The sequence below is a fragment of the Streptomyces sp. MRC013 genome (assembly GCF_023614235.1).
GTDB lineage: Bacteria > Actinomycetota > Actinomycetes > Streptomycetales > Streptomycetaceae > Streptomyces.
On record NZ_CP094264.1, the window covers coordinates 1,546,422 to 1,570,947 of the forward strand.

Genomic DNA, 24,526 nt, shown 5'->3' on the forward strand with positions numbered 1-24,526 from the left:
CCGCTACTGGCCACTCAGCGCCCTTCCGGCGCCCCCGACCGTGGATTCAACCAGGTGTGCCGGGGTGCCGCTCACGGTGGCGGGGGGTGTCCGGTACGAAGGGCGGCGGGAGACCGGCACCGGGTCGGGAGCGCTCGCCAGGGGCAGGGCGCCGGCACCGATCAGGGGGGACACCGCGTGGAGGAACGGCGGAGCCGTCGGACGTCCCGTCCGGACCTGCGCACCCGGCAGCAGGGGCCCGGGCCGGTCGGCGAACCGGCCCGGGCCGGCGCTCGCGGTGGAGCGGCGGCGCGGGCCCTCGAGGGGCGCGGCGGGCTGCCCGGCGGACGGCGACCGCAGCGGCGTCACGCTGCTCCCGGGTGCCTCGCCCCGCGCCTCGACCACCCCGGCCGTCGGTATCGCGCCGCCCAGTGCGATCGCCGCGAACGAGACGGCGCTGGCCGCCGCGAACGCGAACCTCCGGCCGAGCCACACGGACCGCTCCACCTCCCGGCCGGGCTGGTGGATCCGGAAGCCCCCGCGCGCGGACGGCGCGCGCCCGCCCGCGGGGAGGTGGCCGAAGCCCCCGGGTCCCGCCCGGAACGGGTCGGGGCCGGGCCGCCCGGTGGTGTCCGGGGGAGACCCGGTGCGCCGGGGGCCGGTCCCCGGGCCGCCGTCCGCGAACGGCGGTCCGCCGCTCCCCCCGGGCAGCCCCTGAAGGCGTGCGAGCAGCCCCGCGGGGGGCGGCGGGGGTGCGGACTCGGCGAAGAAGCTCTTGACGCGGCGCTGCGCGTCGGCTTCGGCCTTGCAGCGGGCGCAGGTCGCCAGGTGGGCGAGGACCCGCTCACGGGCGTCGTGGCCCAGCTCGCCGTCGACGAGCGCGGCGAGCCGGTCCCCCAGATGGTGTTCCGCGGGGGTCGGACGTGCGCCACTCACGCGGCTCCGCCCTCCCCGCCCACGGCGACGAAGGCGCGCCCGGTGACGGGGCGCTGCCCGGCCCGCGCCTCGGGCGACCGGTGCTTGAGCGCCTTGCGCAGGTGCGAGCGGCCGCGGTGGATCCGGCTGCGGACCGTGCCGAGCTTCACGCCGAGCGTCGCGGCGATCTCCTCGTACGACAGGCCCTCGATGTCGCACAGCACGACGGCCGCGCGGAACTCCGGCGCCAGCGTGTCCAGCGCCTGCTGCACGTCCGCGTCGAAGTGGGTGTCGTGGAAGGCCTGCTGGGGCGACGGGTCGCGGCTGGGCAGCCGCTCCGCGGCGTCCTCGCCGAGCGCGTCGAAGCGGATGCGCTGCTTGCGCCGCACCGTGTCCAGGAAGAGGTTCGTGGTGATGCGGTGCAGCCAGCCCTCGAACGTGCCCGGCGTGTACGTCGACAGGGAGCGGAAGACGCGGACGAAGACCTCCTGCGTGAGGTCCTCGGCGTCGTGCTGGTTGCCCGTCAGGCGGTAGGCGAGGCGGTAGACGCGCCCGCTGTGCGTGCTGACGATCTCCTCCCAGGTCGGAGGAGCCCACGCCTGCGATTCCGCATCCGATGCGAAGGTCGCCGTCGTGGCTGCGGTCTCGGTGGCGGCGCGGGTGCTGTCAGCGATCTCGGTCACGGATTTCGGCTCACCCGCCGACCCGAGGAAGCGCCGCAGCCGCAGCGCCCCTCTCCGATCCACAGGCGCAGCCGCACCTCCCCTGTCGGCTCTGGTGGTGTCCAGTGGAGCCCCTACCATAGCCACCTCGCCCGTTAGCTCCGGATAAGAATCTTTACGAGAATTTGGGGCCGACTTCGGTCCTTGGTCCTCCCGGTCCTCCCCACCCCTTCCCAACGCCCGGTCCCATCTGCGGGTTCCCGGCGGCGAGCGGCTACAGTCACCGTTGCCGCCTACGGGAACAGGAGAGGGTCATTACCGCCAACCGGCAGACGAGCTGGGCCTTCGCCGACGCCTTCGCCGCCGAGGACGAAGCGCTGCACTGGGCCCGCGACCGGGCCCGGGAGGCAGGGGTGCCCTCGGTGTCCCCCGGCACCGGTGCCGCGTTGCGGATGCTCGCCGCCACGGCGGACGCCAAGGCCGTCGCGGAGATCGGTACGGGTACCGGCGTCTCCGGGATCTACCTGCTGCTGGGCATGCGGCCGGACGGGGTGCTGACCACCGTGGACCCGGAGCCGGACCGGCAGCAGTTCGCCAGGCAGGCGTTCCGGGCGGCGGGGTTCGCCGGGAACCGGGCGCGCTTCATCCCGGGCCGGGCGCTGGACGTGCTGCCGAGGCTGGCCGACGGCGGGTACGACGTGGTCTTCTGCGACGGCGACCGCGCCGAGTACCCGGCGTACCTCGACGAGTCCCTGCGGCTGCTGCGGCCGGGCGGACTGGTGTGCTTCGAGGGCGTGTTCGCGGACGGCCGCACGGTCGACTCGGGCGCCCAGCCGGTCGAGGTGCTGACGCTGCGGGAGTTGCTGCGCACGGTGCGGGAGAGCGGCGAGCTGGTGCCGTCCCTGCTGCCGGTCGGTGACGGGCTGCTCTGCGCCGTGCGCCGCGGCTGACCGGCGCCGCGACGCCCGCGGACCGTCCGGGCCCCGCGCGCCGCGCGGACCCCGCCCCTCCGGGAACGCGATCGCCCCGGCGCGGTGGGAACACCGGCCGGGGCGAATCGGGAAAACGTGGGCGTAAGCGTCAGCTCGTGACCTTCTTCAGCTCCTCGCCGAGGGCTACGGCCTCGTCCGGGGTCAGCTCGACGACGAGCCGACCGCCGCCTTCGAGCGGAACGCGCATGACGATGCCCCGCCCCTCCTTGGTCACCTCGAGCGGGCCGTCGCCCGTCCGCGGCTTCATGGCCGCCATGCTCGTTCCCCTTCCTGAAACCAGCTCACCGTTCAGCCGACGGCCCCATGGAAGGGCGCGGACCGGCGTCGAACACATTGCTTCCAGGCCATTATCCCGCATGGCGACACCCGATGACCAACATCGGATCGCATCGTTTGCACAATATGATCTCACAAACCCACCCATTTCGGCGATCCGGCTGCCGTACCCCGCCATCGCGGCGCCCGATGCGGGGCGCCGTCGTTTGACGCAGGTCACATGCCGGAGTCCGATGATCTCCGTCATGCTGGGCGGGACACGACCACCGGAGCCGCAAAGGGGACCCCGCCATGGCCGACACCGTGCTGTACGAGGTGAGCGAAGGGCTCGCGACCGTCACCATCAACCGGCCCGACGCGATGAACGCGCTGAACACCGAGGCGAAGGACGCGCTGCGGGAGGCCCTGGAGGCCGCGGGCGCCGACTCCGCCGTGCGCGCGGTGCTGCTGACCGCGGCGGGCCGGGCGTTCTGCGTGGGCCAGGACCTCAAGGAGCACGTGCAGTCGCTGACCGGCGAGGACGCGATGCGGACGGTGCGGGAGCACTACAACCCGATCGTCCGGGCGATCGCCGGGATGCCGAAGCCGGTGGTGGCCGGGGTGAACGGGGTCGCGGCGGGCGCCGGCTTCGGCTTCGCGCTGGCGGCGGACTACCGGGTCGTCGCCGACACGGCCTCGTTCAACACGTCCTTCGCGGGCGTGGCGCTCAGCGCCGACTCGGGCATCTCGTGGACGCTGCCCCGCCTGGTCGGCGCCGCCCGCGCCGCCGACCTGATGCTGTTCCCGCGCTCGCTGTCCGCGCGGGAGGCGTACGACCTGGGCCTGGTCGGCAGGCTGGTGCCGGCCGCCGAGCTGGCCGCGGAGGCGGAGCGGACCGCCCGCGCCCTCGCGGCGGGCCCCACGCTCGCGTACGCGTCGATCAAGGAGGCCATGGCGTACGGCGCCGGGCACACCCTGGCGGAGACCCTGGAGAAGGAGGACGAGCTCCAGACCCGGGCCGGCGCCTCCGAGGACCACCGGATCGCGGTGGAGGCGTTCCTCGCGAAGGAGAAGCCGGAGTACGTCGGCCGCTAGGAGGCCGGGGCCGCGGCGGGCGGGCGCGCGGTGCGGGCGACGCAGTCCGACAGGTGGTCGTCGACCAGGCCGCACGCCTGCATCAGCGCGTACGCCGTGGTGGGCCCGACGAAGCGGATGCCGCGCCGCTTCAGGGCCTTCGCCAGGGCCGTCGACTCGGGCGTGACCGCCGGGACGTCCGCGAGCGTGCGCGGGGCCGGGCGGGCCGCCGGGTCCGGCGCGTGGGACCAGACCAGTCCGTCGAGCTCGCCGGGTTCCCACCCGGCGAGCAGGCGCGCGTTGGCGAGCGTCGCGTCGATCTTGGCGCGGTTGCGGATGATGCCCTCGTCGGCGAGCAGCCGCTCCCGGTCGGCCTCCGTGAAGGCGGCGACCTCGGCGATCCGGAAACCGGCGAAGGCCCGCCGGAAGCCCTCCCGGCGGCGCAGGACGGTGATCCACGACAGGCCGGACTGGAACGCCTCCAGGCTCAGCCGTTCGAACAGCGCGTCGTCGCCGTGGACCGGGCGGCCCCACTCGCCGTCGTGGTAGGGGAGGTAGTCGGGGGTCGAGAGGCCCCACGGGCAGCGCGGCGCGCCGTCCGGCCCGGGCACCGCCCCGCCGGTCACCGGTCGCCCTCGCCGTCCCGCGTGTCGCGGCTCCCGCGGCCGTCGCGCGCCTCGCGGCCCTCGCGTTCGCCGGAACCGGGGAACTCACCACGGCCGGTGGGCTTCCCGTGCCCAGCGGGCTCCCCGCCGCCGGTCGGCTCCTCGCGGCCGCTGGGCCGGCCGTCGCCTGCGGGGCCGCCGTGGCCCGTGGGGCCGTCGTGCCGGGGGGTGCGGCGAAGAGGTCCGCGCGGCCGGAGGCCGTGGCCTGCGCGCCGGCCAGCGCGGACTCCAGCTCCGCGATCCGGGCGTCCCGCTCCGCGAGCTCTGCGGCCAGCCGGTCCAGGACGTCGTCGACCTCGTCCATCCGGTAGCCGCGGGGCGCCAGCGGGAGCCGCAGCGCCTCGACGTCGGCGCGGCTGACCGGCCGGGTGAGCGGCAGCGGGTCGACCAGGTGCTCCGGCGGCGCCTCGGGCAGCACCTCGCTCTCCGCGCCGCCGACCACCGCGAGGGTCACCGCGGCCACGACGACGACCATCGCTACAGCCAAGAACCAGAACACAGTGCGCCTCTCCCGGGACCGGAAACATGGAGCGTAGAACGTCCGGTGCCGATCGTGCCACGCGGTCGCGGCGGTTAGGGTCGCGGGGACGCCACACGAGGAGGACTTGCGGGATGCTGCGCCTGGGACGACGCGAATTCGACGCGCACGAGCCGGTGGTCATGGCCATCGTGAACCGGACCCCGGACTCCTTCTACGACCAGGGGGCCACCTTCCACGACGAGCCCGCCCTCGCCCGGGTCGAGCGGGCCGTGGCCGAGGGGGCGGCGATCGTCGACGTGGGAGGGGTGAAGGCGGGGCCCGGCGAGGAGGTCGACGCCGAGGAGGAGGCGCGGCGCACGGTCGGCTTCGTGGCGGAGGTGCGGCGGCGCCACCCCGACGTGGTGATCAGCGTCGACACCTGGCGGCACGAGGTCGGCGAGGCCGTGTGCGAGGCCGGGGCGGACCTGCTGAACGACGCCTGGGGCGGCGTCGATCCGAAGCTCGCGGAGGTCGCCGCCCGGTACGGGGCGGGACTCGTGTGCACCCACGCGGGCGGCGCCGAGCCGCGGACGCGTCCGCACCGGGTGGCGTACGACGACGTGGTGGCGGACATCCTGCGCGTGACGGTCGGGCTGGCCGAGCGGGCCGTGGCGCTGGGGGTGCCGCGGGAGTCGGTGCTGATCGACCCGGGGCACGACTTCGGGAAGAACACCCGGCACTCCCTGGAGGCGACGCGGCGGCTCGGGGAGATGGTGGAGACGGGGTGGCCGGTGCTGGTCTCCCTGTCGAACAAGGACTTCGTGGGCGAGACCCTGGACCGGCCGGTGAAGGAGCGGGTCGTCGGGACGCTGGCGACGACGGCGGTGTCGGCGTGGCTGGGGGCCCGGGTGTACCGGGTGCACGAGGTCGCCGAGACGCGGCAGGTGCTGGACATGGTGGCGTCCATCGCGGGGCACCGCGAGCCGGCCGTCGCCCGGCGGGGGCTGGCGTGACCGGCCGGGTCGCGCCGGCCCCGCGCCGGACGCGCGGGCTCAGCGCCCGGCCTCCTTGCTGACCAGGGCCACCGCCTCGTCCACGTCGTCCGTCACGTGGAACAGCATCAGGTCGCGCTCGGCGGCCTTGCCCTGGGCGATGACCGTGCCGCGGAGCCAGTCGACCAGGCCCGACCAGTACTCCGTGCCGAACAGGACGATCGGGAAGCGGGTGACCTTGCGGGTCTGGACGAGGGTCAGCGCCTCGAACAGCTCGTCCAGCGTGCCCAGACCGCCCGGCAGGACGACGAAACCCCGGGCGTACTTGACGAACATCGTCTTCCGCACGAAGAAGTAGCGGAAGTTGATGCCGATGTCGACGTGCGGGTTGAGGCCCTGCTCGAAGGGGAGCTCGATGCCGAGGCCGACGGAGACGCCCTTCGCCTCGCGCGCGCCCTTGTTCGCGGCCTCCATGGCGCCCGGCCCGCCGCCCGTGATCACCGCGAAGCCCGCCTCGGCCAGGGCCCTGCCGAGTCTCACGCCGGCCTCGTACTCCGGTGTGCCGGCCGGGGTGCGGGCCGAGCCGAAGACGCTGATGGCGCCGGGGAGTTCGGCCAGCGCGCCGAAGCCCTCGACGAACTCGGACTGGATGCGCATGACCCGCCAGGGGTCGGTGTGGACCCAGTCCGCGTCGCCCGCGGTGTCCAGCAGCCGCTGGTCGGCCGTGCCCGGCTGGATCTGTTCCCTGCGGCGGAGCACCGGTCCCAGCCGCTGCTCCGCGCGTGTCCGCACTCCTTCGGCCTCGGGGTTTCCCACGATCTGCTCCCTCCGCTGAACATCGTCTGCCGGGATCAGCGTAGGGCTGGAAATGTGAAGAGTGGCGAAATCGTGGTCGTCAGGCAGTGAGCCAGTCGTACAGGCGCCGCTCGCAGTGGGTGATCCGGTCGACCGCGACGCGCTCGTCCCGCTTGTGCGCGAGGACCGGGTTGCCGGGCCCGTAGTTGACGGCGGGCACGCCGAGCGCGCTGAAGCGGGAGACGTCGGTCCAGCCGAACTTGGGGCGGGCGGTGCCGCCGACCGCCGTCATGAACGCCGCCGCGGCCGGGTGGGAGAGGCCGGGCAGGGCGCCGCCGGAGTGGTCGTCGACGACGAACTCGTCCACGCCGCAGTCGGCGAACACCTCCCGCACGTGCTTCTCGGCCTCCTCCGGGGTGCGGTCGGGGGCGTAGCGGTAGTTCACGACGACGGTGCACTCGTCGGGGATCACGTTGGTGGCGACGCCGCCGGTGATCCCGACGGCGTTGAGGCCCTCGCGGTACTCCAGCCCGTCGACGACCGGGCGGCGCGGCTCGTACGAGGCGAGGCGGGCCAGGACGGGCGCGGCGGCGTGGACGGCGTTGGAGCCCATCCAGGAGCGGGCCGAGTGGGCGCGCTCGCCCCGCAGGGTGAGGCTGACGCGCAGGGTGCCCTGGCAGCCGCCCTCGACCTCCCCGTCGGACGGCTCCAGCAGGACGGCGAAGTCCCCGGCGAGCCAGTCGGGGTGCGCGGCGGCCACGTGCCCGAGGCCGTTGAGGTGGGCGGCGACCTCCTCGTTGTCGTAGAAGACGAACGTCAGGTCGCGGTTGGGCTCGGGGACGGTCGCGGCGATGCGGAGCTGGACGGCGACGCCGGACTTCATGTCGGACGTGCCGCAGCCCCACAGGACGCCGTCCGCGTCCAGCCGGGAGGGGACGTTGTCCGCGATCGGCACGGTGTCGATGTGGCCGGCGAGGACGACCCGCTCGGCGCGGCCGAGGTGCGTGCGGGCGACGACGTTGTTGCCGTACCGGTCGACGGTGAGGTGCGGGAGGGCGCGCAGGGCCTGCTCGATCGCGTCCGCGAGCGGCTTCTCGGTGCCGCTGACGGAGGGGAAGTCGACCAGCGCGGCGGTCAGTGCCGGACCGTCCAGCGTGAGGTCCAGAGCGGTGCGGAGGGGCGCTTCGGGCGTGGAGTCGGTCATGTGCCGACCCTATCCCGGCCCCTAGTACGGTTGACCGCGTGTCCGAGTCCGCCGTCCCCTCCCCCCGTCCCCGCCGCGCCCGCCGTGCCCGGGTCGCGGCGTCGTTCGCCGTCCTGCTGGCCGTCGCCGGTTACGTGGTGCTGCGGTACGAGTCGGGTGGCGGCGGCGCGCCGCGGTGCACGGTCGGCAGCGGGAGCCACACGTACACCCTCTCCCCGGAGCAGGCGGCGAACGCCGCGACGATCTCCGCCGTGGGCACCACGCGCGGGATGCCCGAGCGGGCGGTGACGATCGCGCTGGCGACCGCGCTGCAGGAGTCGGCGCTGCGCAACATCGACTACGGCGACCGGGATTCGCTGGGGCTGTTCCAGCAGCGGCCGTCGCAGGGCTGGGGGACGCCCCGGCAGATCATGGACCCGGTGTACTCGGCGGGCGTCTTCTACGACCGGCTGGCGGAGGTGCCGGGGTACTCGCGGCTGCCCCTGACGGTGGCCGCGCAGCGCGTGCAGCGCAGCGGGTTCCCCCAGGCGTACGCGAAGCACGAGCCGGACGCGGCGCTGCTGGCCGCGGCGCTGACCGGGCGCTCGGCGGCGTCGCTGACGTGCGCCCCGGCGCGCGGGGTGCGCCCCGGGGACGCGCGGCGGGTGCGGGGCGAGCTGGTGCGGGCGTTCGGCGCGGGCGTGCTCGGCGGGGTTCCGGCGGGCTCCGGCGACGGCAAGGGCGGCGGGGCGCCCGGCGGGACCGCCTCCGCGAGCCCGGTGCCGGGGGGCGGCTCCCGCACGGTGACGGTGCCCGTGCCCGTGCGGACGGGATCCGCCGGGCCGGGGGGCGAGGCGTCGGACGGCGCGCCGCGGCACGGCTGGGAGCTGGCGCAGTGGGCGGTGGCGCGGGCGGACGCGCTGGGCGTCGTGGAGGTCTCGTACGCGGGGCGCGTGTGGAGCGCGGACGAGGCCGACGAGGGGTGGCGCGCGGCGGGGCCCGGCACGGAGACGGCCGGCGTCGTCATCAGGACGGCGGAGTAGGAACCGCGGGGGAACGCCGTAGAGTAGCCGTACCGATCCGCAGAGTGGTCGCGGCGCCCGCCGACGCGGCTCGGTCAGCCGTCCGGGGCGTCACCCGGCCGGACCACCCCGCCCCCGCCGGGCCCTGCGTCCGCCGGGGGCCGCGGCCACCGGCGAACCGCCGCGGACGACTCCGGGGCACCTGCGGAGAGACGGTTCAGCCCGCCCCTCCGGGCCTCCCCGCCCACCCGTCCGGCGGGCGCCGGGAGACCGGCGCATTGCCAACTCTTTACCCGCGGGCACCGCAACCTCCCGCGGCCCCCGAGCGGTTGTCACAGCGTCCGATCGTCGGACAGGCATCACAACCACACGCCCTCTTCCCCGTCGAAGGAGCATCATGTCCCTCCCCCTGACCCGCCGGATCGCCCGTGCCGCGCTGCTCGCCGCAGCGGGAGCGGCCTCCGTGGTCGGTGCGGCCGGCTCCGCGAGCGCCGCGGACCTCCCCAAGACCGCCGACCTCACCGGCGGCGTCACCACCCTCGACACCGCGCAGGTCACCGACACGGTCGGCACCGTCTCGAGGGACGGCTCGGACCTCGCGAGCGGCAAGACCGCCGAGCGGGCCGCCCCGGTCGCGGGCGAGGCCCTCGACACCGCGGCCGAGGCCGCCATGCCGGCCTTCGGCGCGGCCGCCGGCGAACTCGCCCGGGGCGCCGGCGACGCCATGGGCGACGCCTCCGGGAACAAGCTCCCGGACGAGCCCTTCTCCGGGGGCCTGCCGGTCTCCGGTCCGGTCGGCTGACCCGCGCCCGCGGGAACGCGGAAGGGGCCGGGCCGCGCGATGCGGCCCGGCCCCTTCCCGTCTCCGTACGCCGACGGGGCCGGCCGTCACCCGAGGCGCTCGACCGCCTCGGCGACCCGCTCGTCCGTGGCCGTGAACGCGATCCGGACGAACCGCTCCCCCGCCGCGCCGTAGAAGTCGCCCGGCGCGACCAGGACGCCCCGGTCCGCCAGGTACCCGACGGTGTCCCAGCAGGGCTCGTCGCGGGTGGCCCACAGGTAGAGCCCCGCCTCGCTGTGTTCGATGCGGAAGCCGTGCGCCACCAGCGCCGCCCGCAGCTCCGCCCGCCGCTTCGCGTACCGTCCGCGCTGCTCGTCCACGTGGGCGTCGTCGCCGAGCGCCGCGACCGTCGCCGCCTGCACCGGGGCGGGCACCATCATGCCGCCGTGCTTGCGGATCCGCAGCAGCTCGCCCAGGACCGCCGCGTCGCCCGCGGCGAACGCGGCCCGGTAACCGGCCAGGTTGGACCGCTTGGACAGCGAGTGGACGGCGACGACCCCCTCGTACGATCCGCCGCACACGTCCGGGTGGAGCACGGAGACCGGGTCGGCCTCCCAGCCCAGCTCCAGGTAGCACTCGTCGCTGACGACCAGTACGCCGTGTTCGCGCGCCCAGGCGACGACCCGGGTCAGCTCGTCCTTGGCGAGGACCCCGCCCGTCGGGTTGGACGGGGAGTTCAGCCACAGCAGCCGCAGCCCGGCCGGGTCCAGCTCCGTCGGGTCGCCGTAGGCGACCGGGGCGGCCCCGGCGAGGCGGGCGCCGACCTCGTACGTCGGGTAGGCGAGCCGCGGGTGGGCGACCTCGTCGCCGGGGCCGAGGCCCAGCTGCGTCGGCAGCCACGCCACCAGTTCCTTGGAGCCGACGACCGGCAGGACGTTCGTGTGCGCGATGCCGCGGGCGCCGAGCCGGCGTCCGCACCAGCCGGTGATCGCGTCGCGGAGCGCGGCGGTCCCCCAGACGGTGGGGTAGCCGGGCGAGTCGGCCGCCTCGACCAGGGCCCTGCGGACCGGCCCGGGCACGGGGTCCACCGGGGTGCCGACCGACAGGTCGACGATGCCGCCGGAGTGGGAGGCGGCCGTCTTCTTGTACGGCTCCAGCTTGTCCCACGGGAAGACGGGGAGGCGGGAGGAGACTGCGGACACGGTGCTCACTTTCTCGCGGATGCGACGTCTGGCGGGGCGGGCGCCGGCACGAACGCCGCGGCCCCGTACGGCACGGAGGCCGTACGGGACCGACGACGGGGATGAGCGATCAGCCGTTCTGCGGCGGCAGGGCGGCGATGAAGGGGTGGTCGCGCTCGATCAGGCCGAGCTTGGAGGCACCACCGGGCGAGCCGAGCTCGTCGAAGAACTCGACGTTCGCCTTGTAGTAGTCCTTCCACTCCTCCGGGGTGTCGTCCTCGTAGAAGATCGCCTCGACCGGGCAGACCGGTTCACAGGCCCCGCAGTCGACGCATTCGTCCGGGTGGATGTACAAGGACCGCTGGCCCTCGTAGATGCAGTCGACGGGGCACTCCTCGATGCACGCCTTGTCCTTGACGTCGACACAAGGCTGCGCGATGACGTAGGTCACGCTGTCGTTCCTCCTTGGTAGGGCTGGCTCTGCGCGGGAGCGCGGCGTCGTCGATGCCCGCACCTAGTATCTCCGTTCTCGGGGGCGATCCGAACAGGAGGGGCGGACAGAGCTGTGGAGTTCACTGCGGGCGGACGACTCGAGGTCCGGATCACACCTTCCGACGTGGGAAAACGGGTATCCGTCCGCCGGTTGGGCGACCCGGGTTCCCCTAAGGGGACGTTCACCGACACCGTCGGGATCCTCACATCCTGGACCGACGGTGTGTTGCTGATCACACGGAGGACCGGAGAGATCGTCCGTGTGGCGGAGCGCACGCTGGTCGCGGGCAAGGTCGTACCGGCCGCCCCGGCCCGCAGGCGCGGCCCGGCGGCGGGCTTCGGGGAGCTGGCGCGGGTGCAGGCGCGGGCCTGGCGGCCGACGGAGAGCGAACCGCTGGGGGGGTGGACGCTGCGCGCCGCGCGGGGGTTCACCCGCCGGGCCAACTCCGCCCTGCCGCTCGGCGATCCCGGCGTACCGCTCGACGAGGCCCTCGCGCGCGTGCGCGCCTGGTACGGGCGGCGCGGCCTGCCCCCGCGCGTGCAGGCCGCGACCGGCGCCGAGGGCACCCAGGAGGACCTGTGCGCGGCGCTGGAGGAGCGGGGCTGGCGGCGCGAGGCGTCGGCGGAGGTGCGGATCGGGGGCCTCGCCCCCGTCGCGGACCCGGACGCCGGCACCGGCCGCGTGGCCCTGTCCCGCACCCCGGACGCGGCGTGGCTGCGCCGGTATCGGCGGGTGGGCGAGCCCGGCCCCCACGTGGTGCGGGTCCTGTCCTCCGGACCCTCGGTGTGGTTCGCCTCCGTGGCGGGCGCGGACGGGGTGCCGGTGGCGATCGGCCGGTGCGTGGTCGACGGCCGCTGGGCGGGGTTCACCGCCTTGGAGACCGACCCGGCGCACCGGCGGCAGGGCCTCGCCCGGGCGGTGACGGCCGCACTCGCCGTCCGCGCCCTGGAGGAGGGCGCGTCGGCCGCCTGGCTGCAGGTGGGGGCGGACGACGACGCGGCGCGCGCCCTGTACGACGGGATGGGCTTCGCGGTCCACCACCACTACCACCACTTCCGCATCGGCTGAGCGGGTACGGGGAACTCATGGACGACCGCACCGACCCCGGCGGGTGGCGTGCCCGGTTCGCGCGGGCGGCCCGCGAGGAGCGCCCCGACCTGGCGGAGCTGTGCCTGCTGATCGGAGCCGTGGCGGAGCCGGAGCTGGGCGAGGCGGAGCTGGACGCCGCCGAGATCGAGCTGGACCGGCTGGCGGGCCTCCTGCCGTACGGGCCGAAGACGCCGCACGCCTGGGTGGCGGCGCTGGCCTCGCTGCTCGGCGGGCGGTACGGCTTCCGCGGGACGCGGGGCGACTACCGGCGCCTGGAGTCCTCCCTCCTCCACCACGTGCTGCGGCGCCGCCGGGGCCTGCCGATCCTGCTGTCGGCCGTGTGGATCGAGGTGGCGCGGCGGGCGGGCGCCCCCGTGTACGGGGTGGCGCTGCCCGGCCACTTCGTCGTCGGTTTCGGGGACCCGGGCGAGCAGGTGCTGGCGGACCCGTTCGCCGGGGGCCGGGCGCTGACCGGCGCGGACGCGGAGCTGCTGGTGGCGGGCGCGACCGGGGAGCCGCTGCGGCCGTCGACGCTGGTGCCCGCGGACCCCCTCGACATGGTGCTGCGGATCTTGAACAACATCCGCGCCTGGGCGGCCGGGCGGCCCGAGCGCTCCGACACGGCGCTGTGGGCGGTGGAGCTGGCACTGCTGCTGCCGTCGCATCCGGCGCGGCTGCGGTACGAGCGGGCGGGGCTGCTCGTCCAGCGCGGGGACTTCCTGGCGGGCGCGGCGGAGATCGACGCGTACGCGGACGTGGTCGCCGCGGTGGAGCCGGCGGCCGCCGCCGCCCTGCGCGCCCGGGCGCGGGCGGCGCGGGCCCGGCTGAACTGAAGCCCGCTCCCCTCCCCGGACGGCGCGGCGGGGCGCCCCGGCCGGGGAGGGGAACGGGGAAGGGGCCGGGGAAGGGGGCGGGGCGCCGTCCTGGGAGGGGACGGGGGCGGAGGTACGCCCTCCGCTCCCCCGGTTCCCGCCGCCCTCGATCCGCCGGGCGGCTCCGGTCCGGGCGGGTCGCGTCCGATTCGGTGGGAGGGGTCCCGGGCGGCGGCACCGGCCCCGTGGCGGGCGGGGCCCGCGGTTCGCGGGGCCGCGCGGCCCGTCCGCGGCCTCCGTGAGGGTGGCGGCGGGTCCGCCGCCCCGTGCGGGTGCGCGGTGTGGTGGTCGCCGGTCGGCGGGCGTTCAGCTTCCCGTGGAGAGGCAGAACGGGTGGCCCGCGGGGTCCAGCAGGACCCTGCGCTCCTCGGGGTGCGGCTGGATCGCCGGTTCGGTGGCGCCCAGCGCCAGCATCCGGGCGTGGGCGGCCTCCAGGTCGGTGACGCCCAGTTCCATGTGCGCCTGCTTGCCCTGGGAGGGGTCGGGCCAGGTCGGGCGCCGGTAGTCGGCCACCCGGATGAAGCCCAGCCCGGGCGAACCGTCGCGGCCGAGGAGGACGAAGTCGTCGCTGGAGTAGACGACGGGCAGGTCGAGTGCCTCGCCGTAGAAGCGGGCCAGTTCGACCGGGTCGGGGCAGTCGAAGTCGACGGACAGCAGGCGGATCGCGGGTGCGGACGCGGGCGTGGATGCGGGTTCGGTGCTCATGGGCGGGACGCTACGACGGGACCAGGACAGTTCCGGTCCTGGTCATGGTGGACAATCCGGGATGTGACCAGCACCTCCGCCCGCCTGCTGCGCCTGGTCTCGCTGCTGTCCGCGCGGCCGGTGTGGACCTGCCGCGAGCTGGCCGAGCGGATGGCGGTCACCGACCGCACGATCCGGCGGGACGTCGCCAGGCTGCGGGAACTCGGCTACGGCATCGAGTCCGACCCCGGCCCGTGGGGCGGCTACCGCCTCGGCGGCGGGACCCGGGTGCCGCCGCTGAGCCTCGACGACGAGGAGGCGCTCGCCGTGGCCGTCGCCCTGCGCGAGGCCGCGCTCAGCGGCGTCCTGGGCGGCGACCGGGCCGCGCTGTCGGCGCTGCTGAAGCTGCGGCAGGTCCTGCCGTCCCGGATCGCGGAGCGGCTGGGCGAGATGGACTCCACCTTCGTCCACACCCCCCGGCCCGAGGGCCGCCGGATGATCCCGCCCGGCGTGCTGCCGGAACTGGCCGCCGCCTGCCGCCGCGGCGAGCGCACCCGCCTGTCGTACCGGGACCACGCCGGGAGGGCCACCGTCCGGGACGTCGACCCCTACCGCCTGGTGCACACGGGCCTGCGCTGGTACTTCGTCGCCCGGGACGTGGCGCGCGACCGGTGGCGGACCTTCCGGGCCGACCGGGTGGTGCGGGTACGGCCCACCGGGCACCCGGTCGAACTCGTCGACCCGCCCGACCCGGCCCTCCTGGTCTCCCGGGGCATCGCCGGCGTCGTCTACCCGCTCTACGCGACGGTCCGGCTCCCGCACCCCGTGGACCGGGCCCTGCGGCTCGTCCCGCCGACGATCGGCACCCACCGCCCCGACGGCCCCGACGCGACCCTCGTCGAGATCGGCGGCAACGACGCCGACCAAATCGCCGCCTACCTCCTCGGCCTGGGCACCCCCCTGCGGGTCCTCTCCCCCGACCCCGTACGGGAAGCGCTGCTGCGCCGCACCCGGGAACTGCTCGAGGACAACGGGGACGGCGACCGGCCCCGATAGGAAGCGCCGCATCAGGGCGGGTCCGGGCCTCGGCCGCCGCCGGGCGGTCACCCGGCGCCCCGGACGGAGACGACCGGCGGGCGCTCGGGCCCGGCCCGGGCTGCGGGGCCGCAGCGGACGGCAGCCGGGCGGGGGACCGAACCGGCCGGGGCCGGGCGCGGGCGTGACCGGGTGGGCCGACCGGGCGGTGGACGGCGCACGGGTCGGCCGGGCGGCCCGTGCACGTCTCGGCGGGGACCGGGCCGTGGGTGGGTGCCGGGCCGCACGCGGGTGCCGCCCTCGCCGGTCCGGCCCCGTGCCGCCCGGACCCGCCGCCTACCCCTGCGGGTCGAGCTCGATGGTGACCGTGCGCTCGGCTTCCGTCCTGCCGCGCAGGGCCTTGTGCATGGCGGCGGCCACGTCGTCGGCGGACAACTGGTGCTTCGTGCCGTCGCCCTTGGTGACCATGATGCCGTCGAAGGTCCCGTCGAGGAGGCGGTTGATGGCCTCCTTGTCGTAGTAGGGCTCCAGCCTCGTGCCGACCGCCTTCATCGACAGGATCTGCGGCAGCGACCGCTGGGGGCCGAACTGGATCTGCTTGCCGCCGGCCCTGATGGTGACCAGGCCGGACATCGCGGGCTCGGCGAACTCCCTCATCGCCCGGTCGACCTCGGCCCGCCCGATCACCGGCTCGCGGGTGGCCACGGGGAGTTCGACGACGTTCGCCCGCCCCGTCTCGACCTGGGCGCGGAACGCGTCCCTGACGAAGATCATCGACCGCTGGACGTCCAGCGCCGTACCGGCCTCACCCGGCACGGGCACGGCCTTGCCCGGCTCGAACCTGACGGTTCCCTCGGTGACCGCTCCGGAACCGCCGCCCAGGCCGGCCAGGGCGACACCCAGCTTCTCCTCGTCGACCGGGATGACCGGCTCGGCCGTGCGCTCGGCGCCGAACAGGGAGCCGATCACGGAGACGGGGTTGTAGTCGTTGCCGGCGGCGGCGCGGACCGTCTCCTGGCTGTCCAGGGTCAGGCCTGCCTTGTCGGGGGCGAGCGTGCGGTCCCGGCCGCCGATCTCCAGCCGGAGCGGCGCGGCGGCGCGCGCGCCGAGGACGGCGTCCAGCTTCCGTACGGCCTCCTCCTTCGTGGAGCCGCCGATGTCGACGCCCAGGACGGTGGTGCCCTTCGGCACGTCGGCCTGGTTGAGGAGCAGCCCCGCGCCGTAGGCGATGCCGGCGGCGACGACCACGCCCACGGCGAGGAGGACCAGTTTGGAGCGGCCCTTCCCCGCGGGGGGCGGGTGCCGGCGGGGCGGGCCGCGGGGCGGGCCCGGACGTCTCGGGGGCGGGCTCGCCGGAGGCGGGCGGGTACCCCTCCGGGTCGTCCCCGAAGGCTTCGTCGCGGGGGCCGGTCCCGTCGGCCGCGCGGGCGGGCCCCGGTGCCGGGTACGGCGAGAGGCCGGGCGGCCGCCCCCCGGTGTCCTGCGGGACGACGGAGAGGCCGCTCGTGAGCGTGTCGCCCGCCGCCTGGCCGGGCGGCGGGCCGGGGTGCGGACGCTGCGGGGTGAGGATCGCGGTGTCGTCGGACATTCCGCCGCCCGGGGCGTGGGCCTGGGCGGGGGGGCCGGCCGTGCCGGGGACCGCGGAGGCGTCCGGCGGAACGACTCCGGAGACTCCCGGGGTCCCGGGGACTCCCGGGACCCCGGGAACTCCGGGGGTCCCGGGAACTCCGGGAGGCCCAGGGACTCCTGGGACCCCGGGAACTCCGGGGGTCCCGGGAACTCCGGGGGGCCCAGGGACTCCGGGGGGCCCGGGGACTCCGGGGGCCGTCCCGAAGGCTCCGTGGACGGGGCCCGCCGTCTGGCCGGAGGGGGCGGCCGGGGCGCCGGGGGCGTCCGAGAAGTAGGGGAGGCCGGGGCCGGCGGGGTGCTCCTCGACACGGTCCTGCGGCGCGGCGGAGGCCGTCACCGCGTACCCGGCGCCGTTGGCGGCCGGACCCGGCCCGGCGCCGGGGTCCGGCGCCGGGCCGGGGTCCGGTGCGGCGGCGGTGCCGGGGGGTGCGGCGGCGGGCGGCTTGCGCGGGGCGAACCAGTCGTTGGCGGGCTTCCCCTGCGCGGGGGCCGGTTCCGGCTCGTCCGCGTCCGGGCGGGGCGCCCCCGCCGTCCGCTCGGCGGGCCCCTCCTGCTCGGTACCGCCCGCCGGCGCGTCCTGGCCTCCCGATCCCACGGGCTTGCGCATGACGACCGGCGGGATGGGCCTCGAACCCGGAATGTTGATCCGGATGCGGGTGGTCAGGGTCGTTTCGGTCTTCTTCTCCTCGGGCTGCGCGGGCGCACCGGCCCCGGGCGCCTCCTGGGGCCGGGGCGACCCGTAGGGCGGGGTGCCCGAGGGGTAGGCGGCTCCGCCGCGCCCCTGGTGCCCGGAGGGCGAAGTGTCAGTTTCACGACTCACAGCAGGATCTCCCGGTTGGCTCCGCCGCCCGCTCACACACCCACGGACGCCCGGCGGCGCGCACCACCATACTGGCCACCGCCATCGCGCCACTCCCTGCCGGGAGGGGCACCACCGGCCGCCACTCCTCAAGTTCGGGCACGTCCGCCGTCAAGTGGCCCGGTGGATCACCGCTGTTGCGGCGTCGCGAAGAGGGTGGCGCACATCACAGCGATCATCGTGCCGCCGAACACGAACACCAGGTCGACCAGTCCGCCCCAGAGGAGCTTGTCGCCCTCGCCGCGTCCGAGACCGGCCACCACGACGGCCGCCAGCCAGCCCGCGCCGGACGACACCACGCCCGACTGCCCGCCGACGGCGCGCAGCCCCCCGTAGAAGAGGGCCGCCGCCGCCAGCAGGGCGAGCAGCAGCCCGCCGGGGAGCCAGCCGGCCTGGACGAGTGCGCCGGCCAGCCCCACGAGGACGCCCAGCGAGGCGAGCACCGCGTGCGCGAGGACCTTCGCCGCGGCGCTCACGCGGCCACCCCGGCGAACAGGTCCGTCTCCCGCTCCCCCGCCGGAGCGCCGGGGACGCCCCGCGCCAACTGGTAGTGCTCCCGGATGAGGACGGGCTGCCCGAGACCGTTGGAGAGGGCGAAGAACCGGTCCTGCAGGGCGATCTGCGTGGCGTGCGCGCGCAGGGCGGCCGTCTTGCGGTCCGCGTACGCGGTGCCGTCGATCTCGGTGGTGACCAGTTCGTCGTCGACCACGCCCGGCAGGTCCCGGATGTCGGCGACGCCGGGGAAGGCCACCCCGCTCGCGGCGCGCAGGGCGGCGAAGCCCTCCTCGGCGGCCGAACGGGAGACCCGGTTCCAGTAGATCTTCGCGATGGCGTGCGGGGCGCCCAGGCCGGGCGCGTACGACGGGTCGGCGGCCAGGTCGGCGGCGCGCATCGCCACGCGGTGGGCCTGGACGTGGTCGGGGTGGCCGTACCCGCCGTCGGGGTCGTACGTCACGAGGACCTGGGGGCGGACCTCCCGGACGACCTCGACCAGGTGCGCCGCGGCGGCGTCCACGGGGGTGCTCCAGAAGGCGCCCTCGCGGTGGTTCTGCGGGAGGCCCGCCATCCCCGAGTCGCGGAAGCGGCCCGGGCCGCCGAGGAAGCGGTGGTCGGCGACGCCCAGCTCCCGCATGGCGGCGGCGAGTTCGCCGACGCGGTGGGGCCCGAGCCGGTCGTCGCGGTCGGGCGCGAGATGGGCGAGGCCGGGCGGGATGACCTCGCCCTCTTCGCCCCGTGTGCAGGTCACCAGGGTGACCCGGGCGCCCTCGGCCGCGTACCTGGCCATGGTGGCGCCGTTGTTGATCGACTCGTCGTCGGGGTGCGCGTGCACCAGGAGCAGACGACGGGCGGGGAGATCCGTCATGCGGACACCCTACGAGGTCCGCTCCCGAGGGGTGCTCGCGGAACGCGCGGAGGCGGCTTCTAGAACTTGAGGTTGCCGATCATGCCCGCCACGCTGGTGGTGAGCTGGCTCACGGTGGGGGCGATGGAGGAGCTCGCCAGGTAGAAGCCCAGGAGCATGCAGATCACGGCGTGCCCGGCCTTCAGCCCCGCTTTCCGGATGAGCAGGAAGACGACGATCGCCAGCAGCACCACCGCCGAAATCGAGAGTGCCACGGCGGTTCACCTCCATACATGTCGGTCGGAACGGGCAGCGCGCATGTGCCAGGAGGTTGATACCCACCTTGCGCCACGGATCATAACTTTCCGTCTCCGCGCTCCGATCGGTGCACGGCAGCACGGGGGGCGCACAGCCGCTAGTTTCGGTCACGCGGTTCGCCGTTGCGGTGTCCCCGCCCCCTGCCGGTGCGTCCGCCCGCGGCGCCTCGCCAGGGCGCGATCCGGGAGTTCGCCGCGGCGCCCGGCGGCCCGGCCGGTTCCCCGCGCACCTCCCCGGGGGGGGCGGGGCCCGCCGGGCCGGACCCGGGTCCCGGGCCGGGGAGGGGAGGAGGCCCGCGGGCGGCTCCCCCGAGGTCCCGCCCGGCGGGTCCCGGGAACGCCCGCCGATCCGGGGGGCGCGAGCCGGGGACGGCGCGGCGCGGTAGGCCACGCGCCGTGCCGCGCGGCCGAGTTGACGGGTGCGCCCTGCCGGCCCGGCGGTGCGCGGCGGGACCGGTCGCGCGGCGGTGCGCCGGCCGTCCGCGCCCGGACCGGGCGGCCGGCCGGGGCCGCCGTCGGGCGGGCGGCGGGGGGCCTCTCGGGGTTCGGGGTGACGCGGACGCCCCGGGCGGCGGGGGGCGGTCGGTGGCCGGAACCGGCCCGGGAGCACACCGGCGGGGACGCCGGCCGGGCGGCCCGCACGCGCCGTGGAGGGACGCGGGGGGCGGGTGGTGCCGGTGGGGGACCATCCGCCCGCGGATGAGGGGTTGCACATTCGGGGCGTACGGGACGTAGGGGGCGTCCGGATGCCGGAACCGGCCCCGAAGGGCGGATCGGCGGACGATCTGTAAATTGGCGAAATCCATATGTTCCGGCCGGGCAGGCGGGTATGGAGCACGTCCGCGCGGGACTGCGGCGTCCGCCGGGGTGGTGCCGGCGACGGGTCGTACCGCCGTACGGGGCCCACCGCGCCGGGCGGGCCCCGGGGAACGGCGCACGGGGCGGGTCCTCCGGGGCGGCGGCCCGGTGCGGCCCGCGGCCGGGCGGGCCTCCCGGGCGGCGGCACGCCCGTGCGGCCGGTGGCCGGAGGAGGCGGCACGCCCGTGCGGCGCCCCCCGACGGCCGGGGGCCGCCCCCACCCCGCGGCCGTCACGCGTCCCGTGGCCCGCCCGCACCGCGCACCGCGCGGCGCGGGCGCACCCTGCGGCCCGTCGCGTACCGCACACCCCGCGACCGCCACGCGCCCCACCGCCCGCCGCGCGCCCCGCGGCCGTCACGCGCCGGGCGGGCCGCCCCCGCCGGGCGGCGGCGCGGGGGCCGCCCGGTCCCGCGGGGGCTCCGCCCCGCCCGGTACGACGTGGACCTCCTCCGCGAAGTGGCACGCCGAGTCGTGCCGCGCCGGGGTCGCGACGTCCCGGAACGCGGCGGGCACGGCGAGCAGGGGCACCTCCAGGGCACACCGTTCGCGCGCCTTCCAGCAGCGGGTGCGGAAGCGGCAGCCGGACGGCGGGTTCGCCGGGGACGGGACGTCTCCGGCGAGCAGGATGCGCTCGCGGTGCTCCCTCGCCTCCGGGTCCGGCACGGGCACGGCGGAGAGCAGGGCCTGGGTGTAGGGGTGGGTGGGGTGGTCGTAGATCTCGGTGTCGGTGCCCGTCTCGACGATCCGGCCGAGGTACATGACGCCGACCCGGTCGGAGATGTGCCGGACGATCGACAGGTCGTGCGCGATGAAGACGTACGCCAGGCCGAACTCGTCCTGGAGCCGCTCCATCAGGTTGACGACCTGCGCCTGGACGGACACGTCGAGGGCGGAGACCGGCTCGTCGGCGACGATGACGCGCGGCCGGAGGGCGAGGCCGCGGGCGATGCCGATGCGCTGGCGCTGACCGCCGGAGAACTGGTGCGGGTAGCGGTTGACGTGCTCGGGGTTGAGGCCGACGACCTCCAGCAGCTCCTGCACCCTGCGGCGGCGGTCGCCCTTCGGCGCGACCTCCGGGTGGATCTCGTACGGTTCCCCGACGATGTCGCCGACCGTCATCCGGGGGTTCAGGGACGTGTACGGGTCCTGGAACACCATCTGGACGTCGCGCCGCACGGCCTTCAGCGCCCGCCCGGACAGCCGGGTGACGTCCTCACCCCGGTAGCGGATGGTGCCCGAGGTCGGCCGCTCCAGGCCGACCAGCATCCTGGCGACCGTCGACTTGCCGCAGCCGGACTCGCCGACGATGCCGAGCGTCTCGCCGGGGCCCAGGTCGAAGGAGACCCCGTCGACGGCCTTGACCGCGCCGACCTGCTTCCTGAACAGCACGCCCCGGGTGAGCGGGTAGTGCTTGACGAGCTCCCGTACCTCCAGGACCGGTTCAGCGCGCCGCATCGACGGGCTCCTTGTGGAGGGTCTCCCGCCAGAAGTGGCAGGCGCTGCTCCGGTCGGCCGAGACCTCGTACAGCGGGGGGACGTCGGTGCGGCACACGTCGCGGGCGCGGGGGCAGCGCGGGTGGAAGGGGCAGCCGGGCGGGATCGCGGTGAGGCTGGGCGGCAGGCCCCTGATCGCGTACAGCTCCCGGCCCTTGCGGTCGAGGCGGGGGATGGAGTCGAGCAGCCCCTGGGTGTAGGGGTGGGCGGGCGCCCGGTACAGGTCGTGGACGGGGGCGGTCTCGACGATGCGGCCCGCGTACATCACCGCGATCCTGTCGGCGACGTCGGCGACGACGCCGAGGTCGTGGGTGATGAGGACGAGGCCCATGCCCATCTCCCGCCGCAGCTCGGCCAGGAGCTCCATGACCTGGGCCTGGACGGTGACGTCGAGGGCGGTGGTGGGCTCGTCCGCGATGATCAGGGCGGGCTCCAGGGCCATCGCCATGGCGATCATGACGCGCTGGCGCATGCCGCCGCTGAACTGGTGGGGGTACTGGCCGACGCGTTCGCGGGCGGCGGGGACGCGGACGCGGTCCATCAGCTCGACGGCCCTGGCGCGGGCGTCCTTCTTCGACATGCCGCGGTGGACGGTGTACATCTCGGCGAGCTGGTCGCCGACGGTGAGGACGGGGTTGAGGGCCGACAGGGCGTCCTGGAAGACCATCGCCATCCGCGCGCCGCGCACCCTGCGCCGCTCCTCCGCCCCGAGGGTGAGCAGGTCGCGGCCCTGGAACAGGATCCGTCCGGCGGTGATCCGGCCGGGCGGCGTGTCGAGGATGCCCATGACGGCCTGGGCGGTGACGGACTTGCCGGAGCCGGACTCCCCGAGGACGGCGAGGGTCTCCCCCCGTCGACGGAGCAGGTGACGCCGTTGACCGCCCTCGCGGTGCCTTCGCGGGTGCGGAACTCGACGTGGAGGTCGCGTACTTCGAGCAGCATGGCGGCGGCTCCTCAGCGCAGCTTGGGGTCGAGGGCGTCGCGGACGGCGTCGCCGAGCATGATGAACGCGAGGACGGTGACGCTCAGCGCGCCCGCGGGCCACAGCAGCATGTGGGGGGCGTTGCGGATCTGCGGGGCGGCGTTGGAGATGTCGATGCCCCAGGAGACCGTGGGCGGGCGCAGCCCGACGCCGAGGAACGACAGCGTCGCCTCCAGCGCGATGTAGGTGCCCAGCGCGATCGTCGCGACGACGATGACGGGGGCGACGGCGTTCGGGGCGATGTGCCGCAGCATGAGCCGCCCGCCGCCGGCGCCGAGGGAGCGGGCAGCCTGGACGTAGTCGTGCTGCTTGGCGGTGATGACGGAGCCGCGGGCGATGCGGGCGATCTGCGGCCAGCCGAGCAGCACGATGAACCCGACGACGGGCCACACGGTGGTGCCGGTGACGACGGAGAGGAAGACCAGGCCGCCGAGGATGACGGGGATGCCGAAGAACACGTCGGCGGTGCGGGAGAGCAGGGCGTCGCCCCAGCCCCCGAAGAACCCGGCGAGCCCGCCGAGGAGGCCGCCGAGCAGGGCGGCGCCGAGGGTGGCGGCGACGCCGACGGTGATGGAGGCGCGGGCCCCGTGGACGGTGCGGGCGTACACGTCGCAGCCCTGGGTGTCGTACCCGAAGGGGTGGCCCGGCTCGGGGCCCTCCTGGGACTTGGCGAGGTCGCAGTGGAGGGGGTCGGTGTCGGTGAGGAGCTGCGGCCAGATCGCGACGAGCACCAGGAAGGCGATGAGCAGCGACGAGACGACGAAGACCGGGTTGCGGCGCAGCTGGTGCCAGGCGTCGGTCCACAGGCTGCGGGGCCTGCCGCCGGAGCCGGGCGGGGCGCCCTCCCCGCCGGTCGGCCCGGTCTCCCGCCCGTCCAGGGTCTCCGCCTCGCTCATGGCCAGGTCCATGGCGCCGCCGGCGCCGGTGGGGGCGACCGCCTCGCGCGGGTCCCCGTACGGGTTCCCCGCGCGGGGGTCCTTCCCGTACGGGTCAGGCATAGCGGATCCTCGGGTCCAGGACCGCGTAGAGCAGGTCGACGAGCAGGTTCGCCACGAGGAAGACGATCACGAGGATCGTCACGAAGCCGACGACGGTGGGCGAGTTGTTGCGCAGGATGCCCTGGTACAGCTGGTAGCCGACGCCGTGGATGTTGAAGATCCGCTCGGTGACGATGGCGCCGCCCATCAGCGCGCCGATGTCGGCGCCGATGAAGGTGACGACCGGGATGAGGGAGTTGCGCAGCAGGTGCCGGGTGATGACGCGGCGGCGCGGCAGGCCCTTGGCGACGGCGGTGCGGACGTAGTCGGCGCGGATGTTCTCGGCGATCGAGGTGCGGCTGAGCCTCGTGACGTAGGCGAGGGAGACGAGGGCGAGGACGACCCCGGGGAGGAGCAGCTCGTCGAAGCGGGCCTCGGAGGAGACGGACGGGCTGATCCACCCCCGCTTCACGCCGAGGAGGAACTGCAGGAGGTAGCCGGAGACGAAGGTGGGGACGGAGACGACGACGAGGGTGAGGACCAGCAGCCCCGTGTCGAGCGGGCGGCCGCGCCGGAGGCCGCTGACCACGCCGAGGGCGATGCCGACGACGACCTCGACGGCGACGGCGACGAGGGTGAGGCGCAGCGTCACCGGGAAGGCGGCGGCCATCAGCTCGGTCACCCGCTGGCCGTTGAAGGCGGTGCCGAAGTCCCCCCGGAAGATCGCCCCCATGTAGAGGAGGTACTGCTTCCACAGCGGCTCGTCGAGGTGGAGGTCCCTGCGGATGCGGGCGGCCGTGGCGGGGTCGGGCGCCTTGTCGCCGAAGAGCGCCGCGACGGGGTCGCCGAGGGCGTACACCATGAGGAAGATCAGCAGGGTGGTCCCGATGAACACGGGGATCATCTGGAGCAGCCGCCGGATGACGTAGCGCCCCATG

23 protein-coding genes and 3 pseudogenes are annotated in these 24,526 nt (G+C 75.6%); 8 read left to right on the forward strand and 18 right to left on the reverse strand.

Features of this window, described 5'->3' with window-relative positions; all coding sequences use genetic code 11:
- Positions 1-3: 3 nt before the first annotated feature.
- Positions 4-915, reverse strand: coding sequence for a zf-HC2 domain-containing protein (locus LUW75_RS06810; protein ID WP_250334819.1), 912 nt, complete (start codon positions 913-915; stop codon positions 4-6).
- On the reverse strand, positions 912-1,697 hold the full coding sequence (gene sigE / locus LUW75_RS06815) for an RNA polymerase sigma factor SigE (RefSeq protein WP_250334820.1): 786 nt from the start codon (positions 1,695-1,697) through the stop codon (positions 912-914). The genes LUW75_RS06810 and sigE overlap by 4 nt, the downstream gene beginning before the upstream one ends.
- 272 nt (positions 1,698-1,969) lie before the next feature.
- On the opposite strand from sigE, the gene LUW75_RS06820 reads away from it, so the two are divergent.
- Complete coding sequence (locus LUW75_RS06820; protein ID WP_349816400.1) at positions 1,970-2,506, forward strand: O-methyltransferase; 537 nt, start codon at positions 1,970-1,972, stop codon at positions 2,504-2,506.
- A gap of 130 nt (positions 2,507-2,636) precedes the next feature.
- Here the strand turns inward: LUW75_RS06820 and LUW75_RS06825 are convergent, their stop codons facing one another.
- Positions 2,637-2,804 carry a DUF3117 domain-containing protein gene (locus tag LUW75_RS06825; RefSeq protein ID WP_010474836.1) on the reverse strand — a complete coding sequence of 56 codons (168 nt, stop codon included), beginning with the start codon at positions 2,802-2,804 and terminating at the stop codon, positions 2,637-2,639.
- 311 nt (positions 2,805-3,115) lie between these two features.
- On the opposite strand from LUW75_RS06825, the gene chcB reads away from it, so the two are divergent.
- A complete protein-coding gene (gene chcB / locus LUW75_RS06830) occupies positions 3,116-3,898 on the forward strand; it encodes a 2-cyclohexenylcarbonyl CoA isomerase (RefSeq protein ID WP_250334821.1) in 783 nt (260 codons plus the stop codon).
- On the opposite strand, the gene LUW75_RS06835 is transcribed toward chcB, so the two are convergent.
- Both LUW75_RS06835 and LUW75_RS24910 read right to left on the reverse strand, forming a co-directional pair.
- Entirely contained in the window at positions 3,895-4,503 is a 609-nt protein-coding gene (locus tag LUW75_RS06835; protein ID WP_284453808.1) for a DNA-3-methyladenine glycosylase I, read from the reverse strand. The genes chcB and LUW75_RS06835 overlap by 4 nt on opposite strands.
- A gap of 340 nt (positions 4,504-4,843) precedes the next feature.
- Positions 4,844-5,017, reverse strand: a pseudogene (locus tag LUW75_RS24910) (hypothetical protein); the annotation flags it as partial.
- Between the two features lie 137 nt (positions 5,018-5,154).
- Between LUW75_RS24910 and folP the strand changes: the two are divergent.
- Positions 5,155-6,015: a dihydropteroate synthase gene (folP, locus tag LUW75_RS06845; protein ID WP_250334822.1), complete on the forward strand. Its 861-nt coding sequence runs from the start codon at positions 5,155-5,157 to the stop codon at positions 6,013-6,015.
- A 39-nt stretch (positions 6,016-6,054) separates the two neighbouring features.
- Here folP and LUW75_RS06850 read toward each other — a convergent pair whose 3' ends face one another.
- Positions 6,055-6,810 (reverse strand): LOG family protein, encoded by a 756-nt coding sequence (locus LUW75_RS06850; protein WP_250334823.1) that lies wholly within the window; start codon positions 6,808-6,810, stop codon positions 6,055-6,057.
- 79 nt (positions 6,811-6,889) lie between these two features.
- Complete coding sequence (gene dapE, locus LUW75_RS06855) at positions 6,890-7,993, reverse strand: succinyl-diaminopimelate desuccinylase (protein ID WP_250334824.1); 1,104 nt, start codon at positions 7,991-7,993, stop codon at positions 6,890-6,892.
- A 38-nt stretch (positions 7,994-8,031) separates the two neighbouring features.
- On the opposite strand from dapE, the gene LUW75_RS06860 reads away from it, so the two are divergent.
- A complete protein-coding gene (locus tag LUW75_RS06860) occupies positions 8,032-9,015 on the forward strand; it encodes a hypothetical protein (RefSeq protein ID WP_250334825.1) in 984 nt (327 codons plus the stop codon).
- A 376-nt stretch (positions 9,016-9,391) separates the two neighbouring features.
- The gene (locus LUW75_RS06865) at positions 9,392-9,796 is read left to right on the forward strand and encodes an ATP-binding protein (RefSeq protein ID WP_250334826.1); all 405 of its coding nucleotides are present in this window, start codon (positions 9,392-9,394) and stop codon (positions 9,794-9,796) included.
- An 86-nt stretch (positions 9,797-9,882) separates the two neighbouring features.
- On the opposite strand, the gene dapC is transcribed toward LUW75_RS06865, so the two are convergent.
- Together dapC and fdxA are read right to left on the reverse strand one after the other, a co-directional pair.
- Positions 9,883-10,977, reverse strand: a complete 1,095-nt coding sequence (dapC, locus tag LUW75_RS06870) for a succinyldiaminopimelate transaminase (protein ID WP_250334827.1) — start codon at positions 10,975-10,977, stop codon at positions 9,883-9,885.
- A gap of 109 nt (positions 10,978-11,086) precedes the next feature.
- On the reverse strand, positions 11,087-11,407 hold the full coding sequence (fdxA, locus tag LUW75_RS06875) for a ferredoxin (RefSeq protein WP_010474859.1): 321 nt from the start codon (positions 11,405-11,407) through the stop codon (positions 11,087-11,089).
- 114 nt (positions 11,408-11,521) lie between these two features.
- Here fdxA and LUW75_RS06880 point away from each other — a divergent pair, with 114 nt between their 5' ends.
- Positions 11,522-12,517, forward strand: a complete 996-nt coding sequence (locus tag LUW75_RS06880) for a GNAT family N-acetyltransferase (RefSeq protein ID WP_250334828.1) — start codon at positions 11,522-11,524, stop codon at positions 12,515-12,517.
- 17 nt (positions 12,518-12,534) lie between these two features.
- Positions 12,535-13,371: a transglutaminase family protein gene (locus tag LUW75_RS06885; RefSeq protein ID WP_250334829.1), complete on the forward strand. Its 837-nt coding sequence runs from the start codon at positions 12,535-12,537 to the stop codon at positions 13,369-13,371.
- Between the two features lie 345 nt (positions 13,372-13,716).
- Here LUW75_RS06885 and LUW75_RS06890 read toward each other — a convergent pair whose 3' ends face one another.
- Positions 13,717-14,115 carry a VOC family protein gene (locus LUW75_RS06890; RefSeq protein ID WP_250334830.1) on the reverse strand — a complete coding sequence of 133 codons (399 nt, stop codon included), beginning with the start codon at positions 14,113-14,115 and terminating at the stop codon, positions 13,717-13,719.
- A gap of 63 nt (positions 14,116-14,178) precedes the next feature.
- On the opposite strand from LUW75_RS06890, the gene LUW75_RS06895 reads away from it, so the two are divergent.
- Complete coding sequence (locus LUW75_RS06895; RefSeq protein ID WP_250334831.1) at positions 14,179-15,150, forward strand: helix-turn-helix transcriptional regulator; 972 nt, start codon at positions 14,179-14,181, stop codon at positions 15,148-15,150.
- Positions 15,151-15,465: 315 nt separating this feature from the next.
- Here LUW75_RS06895 and LUW75_RS06900 read toward each other — a convergent pair.
- The 8 genes and pseudogenes from LUW75_RS06900 to LUW75_RS06935 form a co-directional block, all read right to left on the reverse strand.
- Positions 15,466-17,578, reverse strand: a pseudogene (locus LUW75_RS06900) (hypothetical protein).
- Between the two features lie 167 nt (positions 17,579-17,745).
- On the reverse strand, positions 17,746-18,093 hold the full coding sequence (locus LUW75_RS06905) for a DUF6113 family protein (RefSeq protein ID WP_250334832.1): 348 nt from the start codon (positions 18,091-18,093) through the stop codon (positions 17,746-17,748).
- Positions 18,090-18,980: an N-acetyl-1-D-myo-inositol-2-amino-2-deoxy-alpha-D-glucopyranoside deacetylase gene (gene mshB / locus LUW75_RS06910; protein ID WP_250334833.1), complete on the reverse strand. Its 891-nt coding sequence runs from the start codon at positions 18,978-18,980 to the stop codon at positions 18,090-18,092. Before mshB ends, LUW75_RS06905 begins: the two co-directional genes overlap by 4 nt.
- A 59-nt stretch (positions 18,981-19,039) precedes the next feature.
- On the reverse strand, positions 19,040-19,234 hold the full coding sequence (locus LUW75_RS06915) for a hypothetical protein (RefSeq protein ID WP_168440799.1): 195 nt from the start codon (positions 19,232-19,234) through the stop codon (positions 19,040-19,042).
- A gap of 1,255 nt (positions 19,235-20,489) precedes the next feature.
- Positions 20,490-21,590 (reverse strand): ABC transporter ATP-binding protein, encoded by a 1,101-nt coding sequence (locus LUW75_RS06920; protein ID WP_250334834.1) that lies wholly within the window; start codon positions 21,588-21,590, stop codon positions 20,490-20,492.
- Positions 21,577-22,571, reverse strand: a pseudogene (locus LUW75_RS06925) (ABC transporter ATP-binding protein). The gene LUW75_RS06920 and the pseudogene LUW75_RS06925 overlap by 14 nt, the downstream one beginning before the upstream one ends.
- Positions 22,572-22,583: 12 nt before the next feature.
- Positions 22,584-23,609, reverse strand: a complete 1,026-nt coding sequence (locus LUW75_RS06930) for an ABC transporter permease (protein ID WP_250334835.1) — start codon at positions 23,607-23,609, stop codon at positions 22,584-22,586.
- A complete protein-coding gene (locus LUW75_RS06935; RefSeq protein ID WP_250334836.1) occupies positions 23,602-24,525 on the reverse strand; it encodes an ABC transporter permease in 924 nt (307 codons plus the stop codon). Before LUW75_RS06935 ends, LUW75_RS06930 begins: the two co-directional genes overlap by 8 nt.
- Position 24,526 lies beyond the last annotated feature (1 nt).

Excerpts from the sequence above, each read along its gene's own strand:
- sigE (WP_250334820.1), bottom strand. The coding sequence starts at position 1,697 with ATGGTAGGGGCTCCACTGGACACCACCAGAGCCGACAGGGGAGGTGCG.
- LUW75_RS06825 (WP_010474836.1), bottom strand. The coding sequence starts at position 2,804 with ATGGCGGCCATGAAGCCGCGGACGGGCGACGGCCCGCTCGAGGTGACC.
- chcB (WP_250334821.1), top strand. The coding sequence starts at position 3,116 with ATGGCCGACACCGTGCTGTACGAGGTGAGCGAAGGGCTCGCGACCGTC.
- folP (WP_250334822.1), top strand. The coding sequence starts at position 5,155 with ATGCTGCGCCTGGGACGACGCGAATTCGACGCGCACGAGCCGGTGGTC.
- dapE (WP_250334824.1), bottom strand. The coding sequence starts at position 7,993 with ATGACCGACTCCACGCCCGAAGCGCCCCTCCGCACCGCTCTGGACCTC.
- LUW75_RS06865 (WP_250334826.1), top strand. The coding sequence starts at position 9,392 with ATGTCCCTCCCCCTGACCCGCCGGATCGCCCGTGCCGCGCTGCTCGCC.
- LUW75_RS06885 (WP_250334829.1), top strand. The coding sequence starts at position 12,535 with ATGGACGACCGCACCGACCCCGGCGGGTGGCGTGCCCGGTTCGCGCGG.
- LUW75_RS06890 (WP_250334830.1), bottom strand. The coding sequence starts at position 14,115 with ATGAGCACCGAACCCGCATCCACGCCCGCGTCCGCACCCGCGATCCGC.
- mshB (WP_250334833.1), bottom strand. The coding sequence starts at position 18,980 with ATGACGGATCTCCCCGCCCGTCGTCTGCTCCTGGTGCACGCGCACCCC.
- LUW75_RS06920 (WP_250334834.1), bottom strand. The coding sequence starts at position 21,590 with ATGCGGCGCGCTGAACCGGTCCTGGAGGTACGGGAGCTCGTCAAGCAC.
- LUW75_RS06930 (WP_250334835.1), bottom strand. The coding sequence starts at position 23,609 with ATGCCTGACCCGTACGGGAAGGACCCCCGCGCGGGGAACCCGTACGGG.
- LUW75_RS06935 (WP_250334836.1), bottom strand. The coding sequence starts at position 24,525 with ATGGGGCGCTACGTCATCCGGCGGCTGCTCCAGATGATCCCCGTGTTC.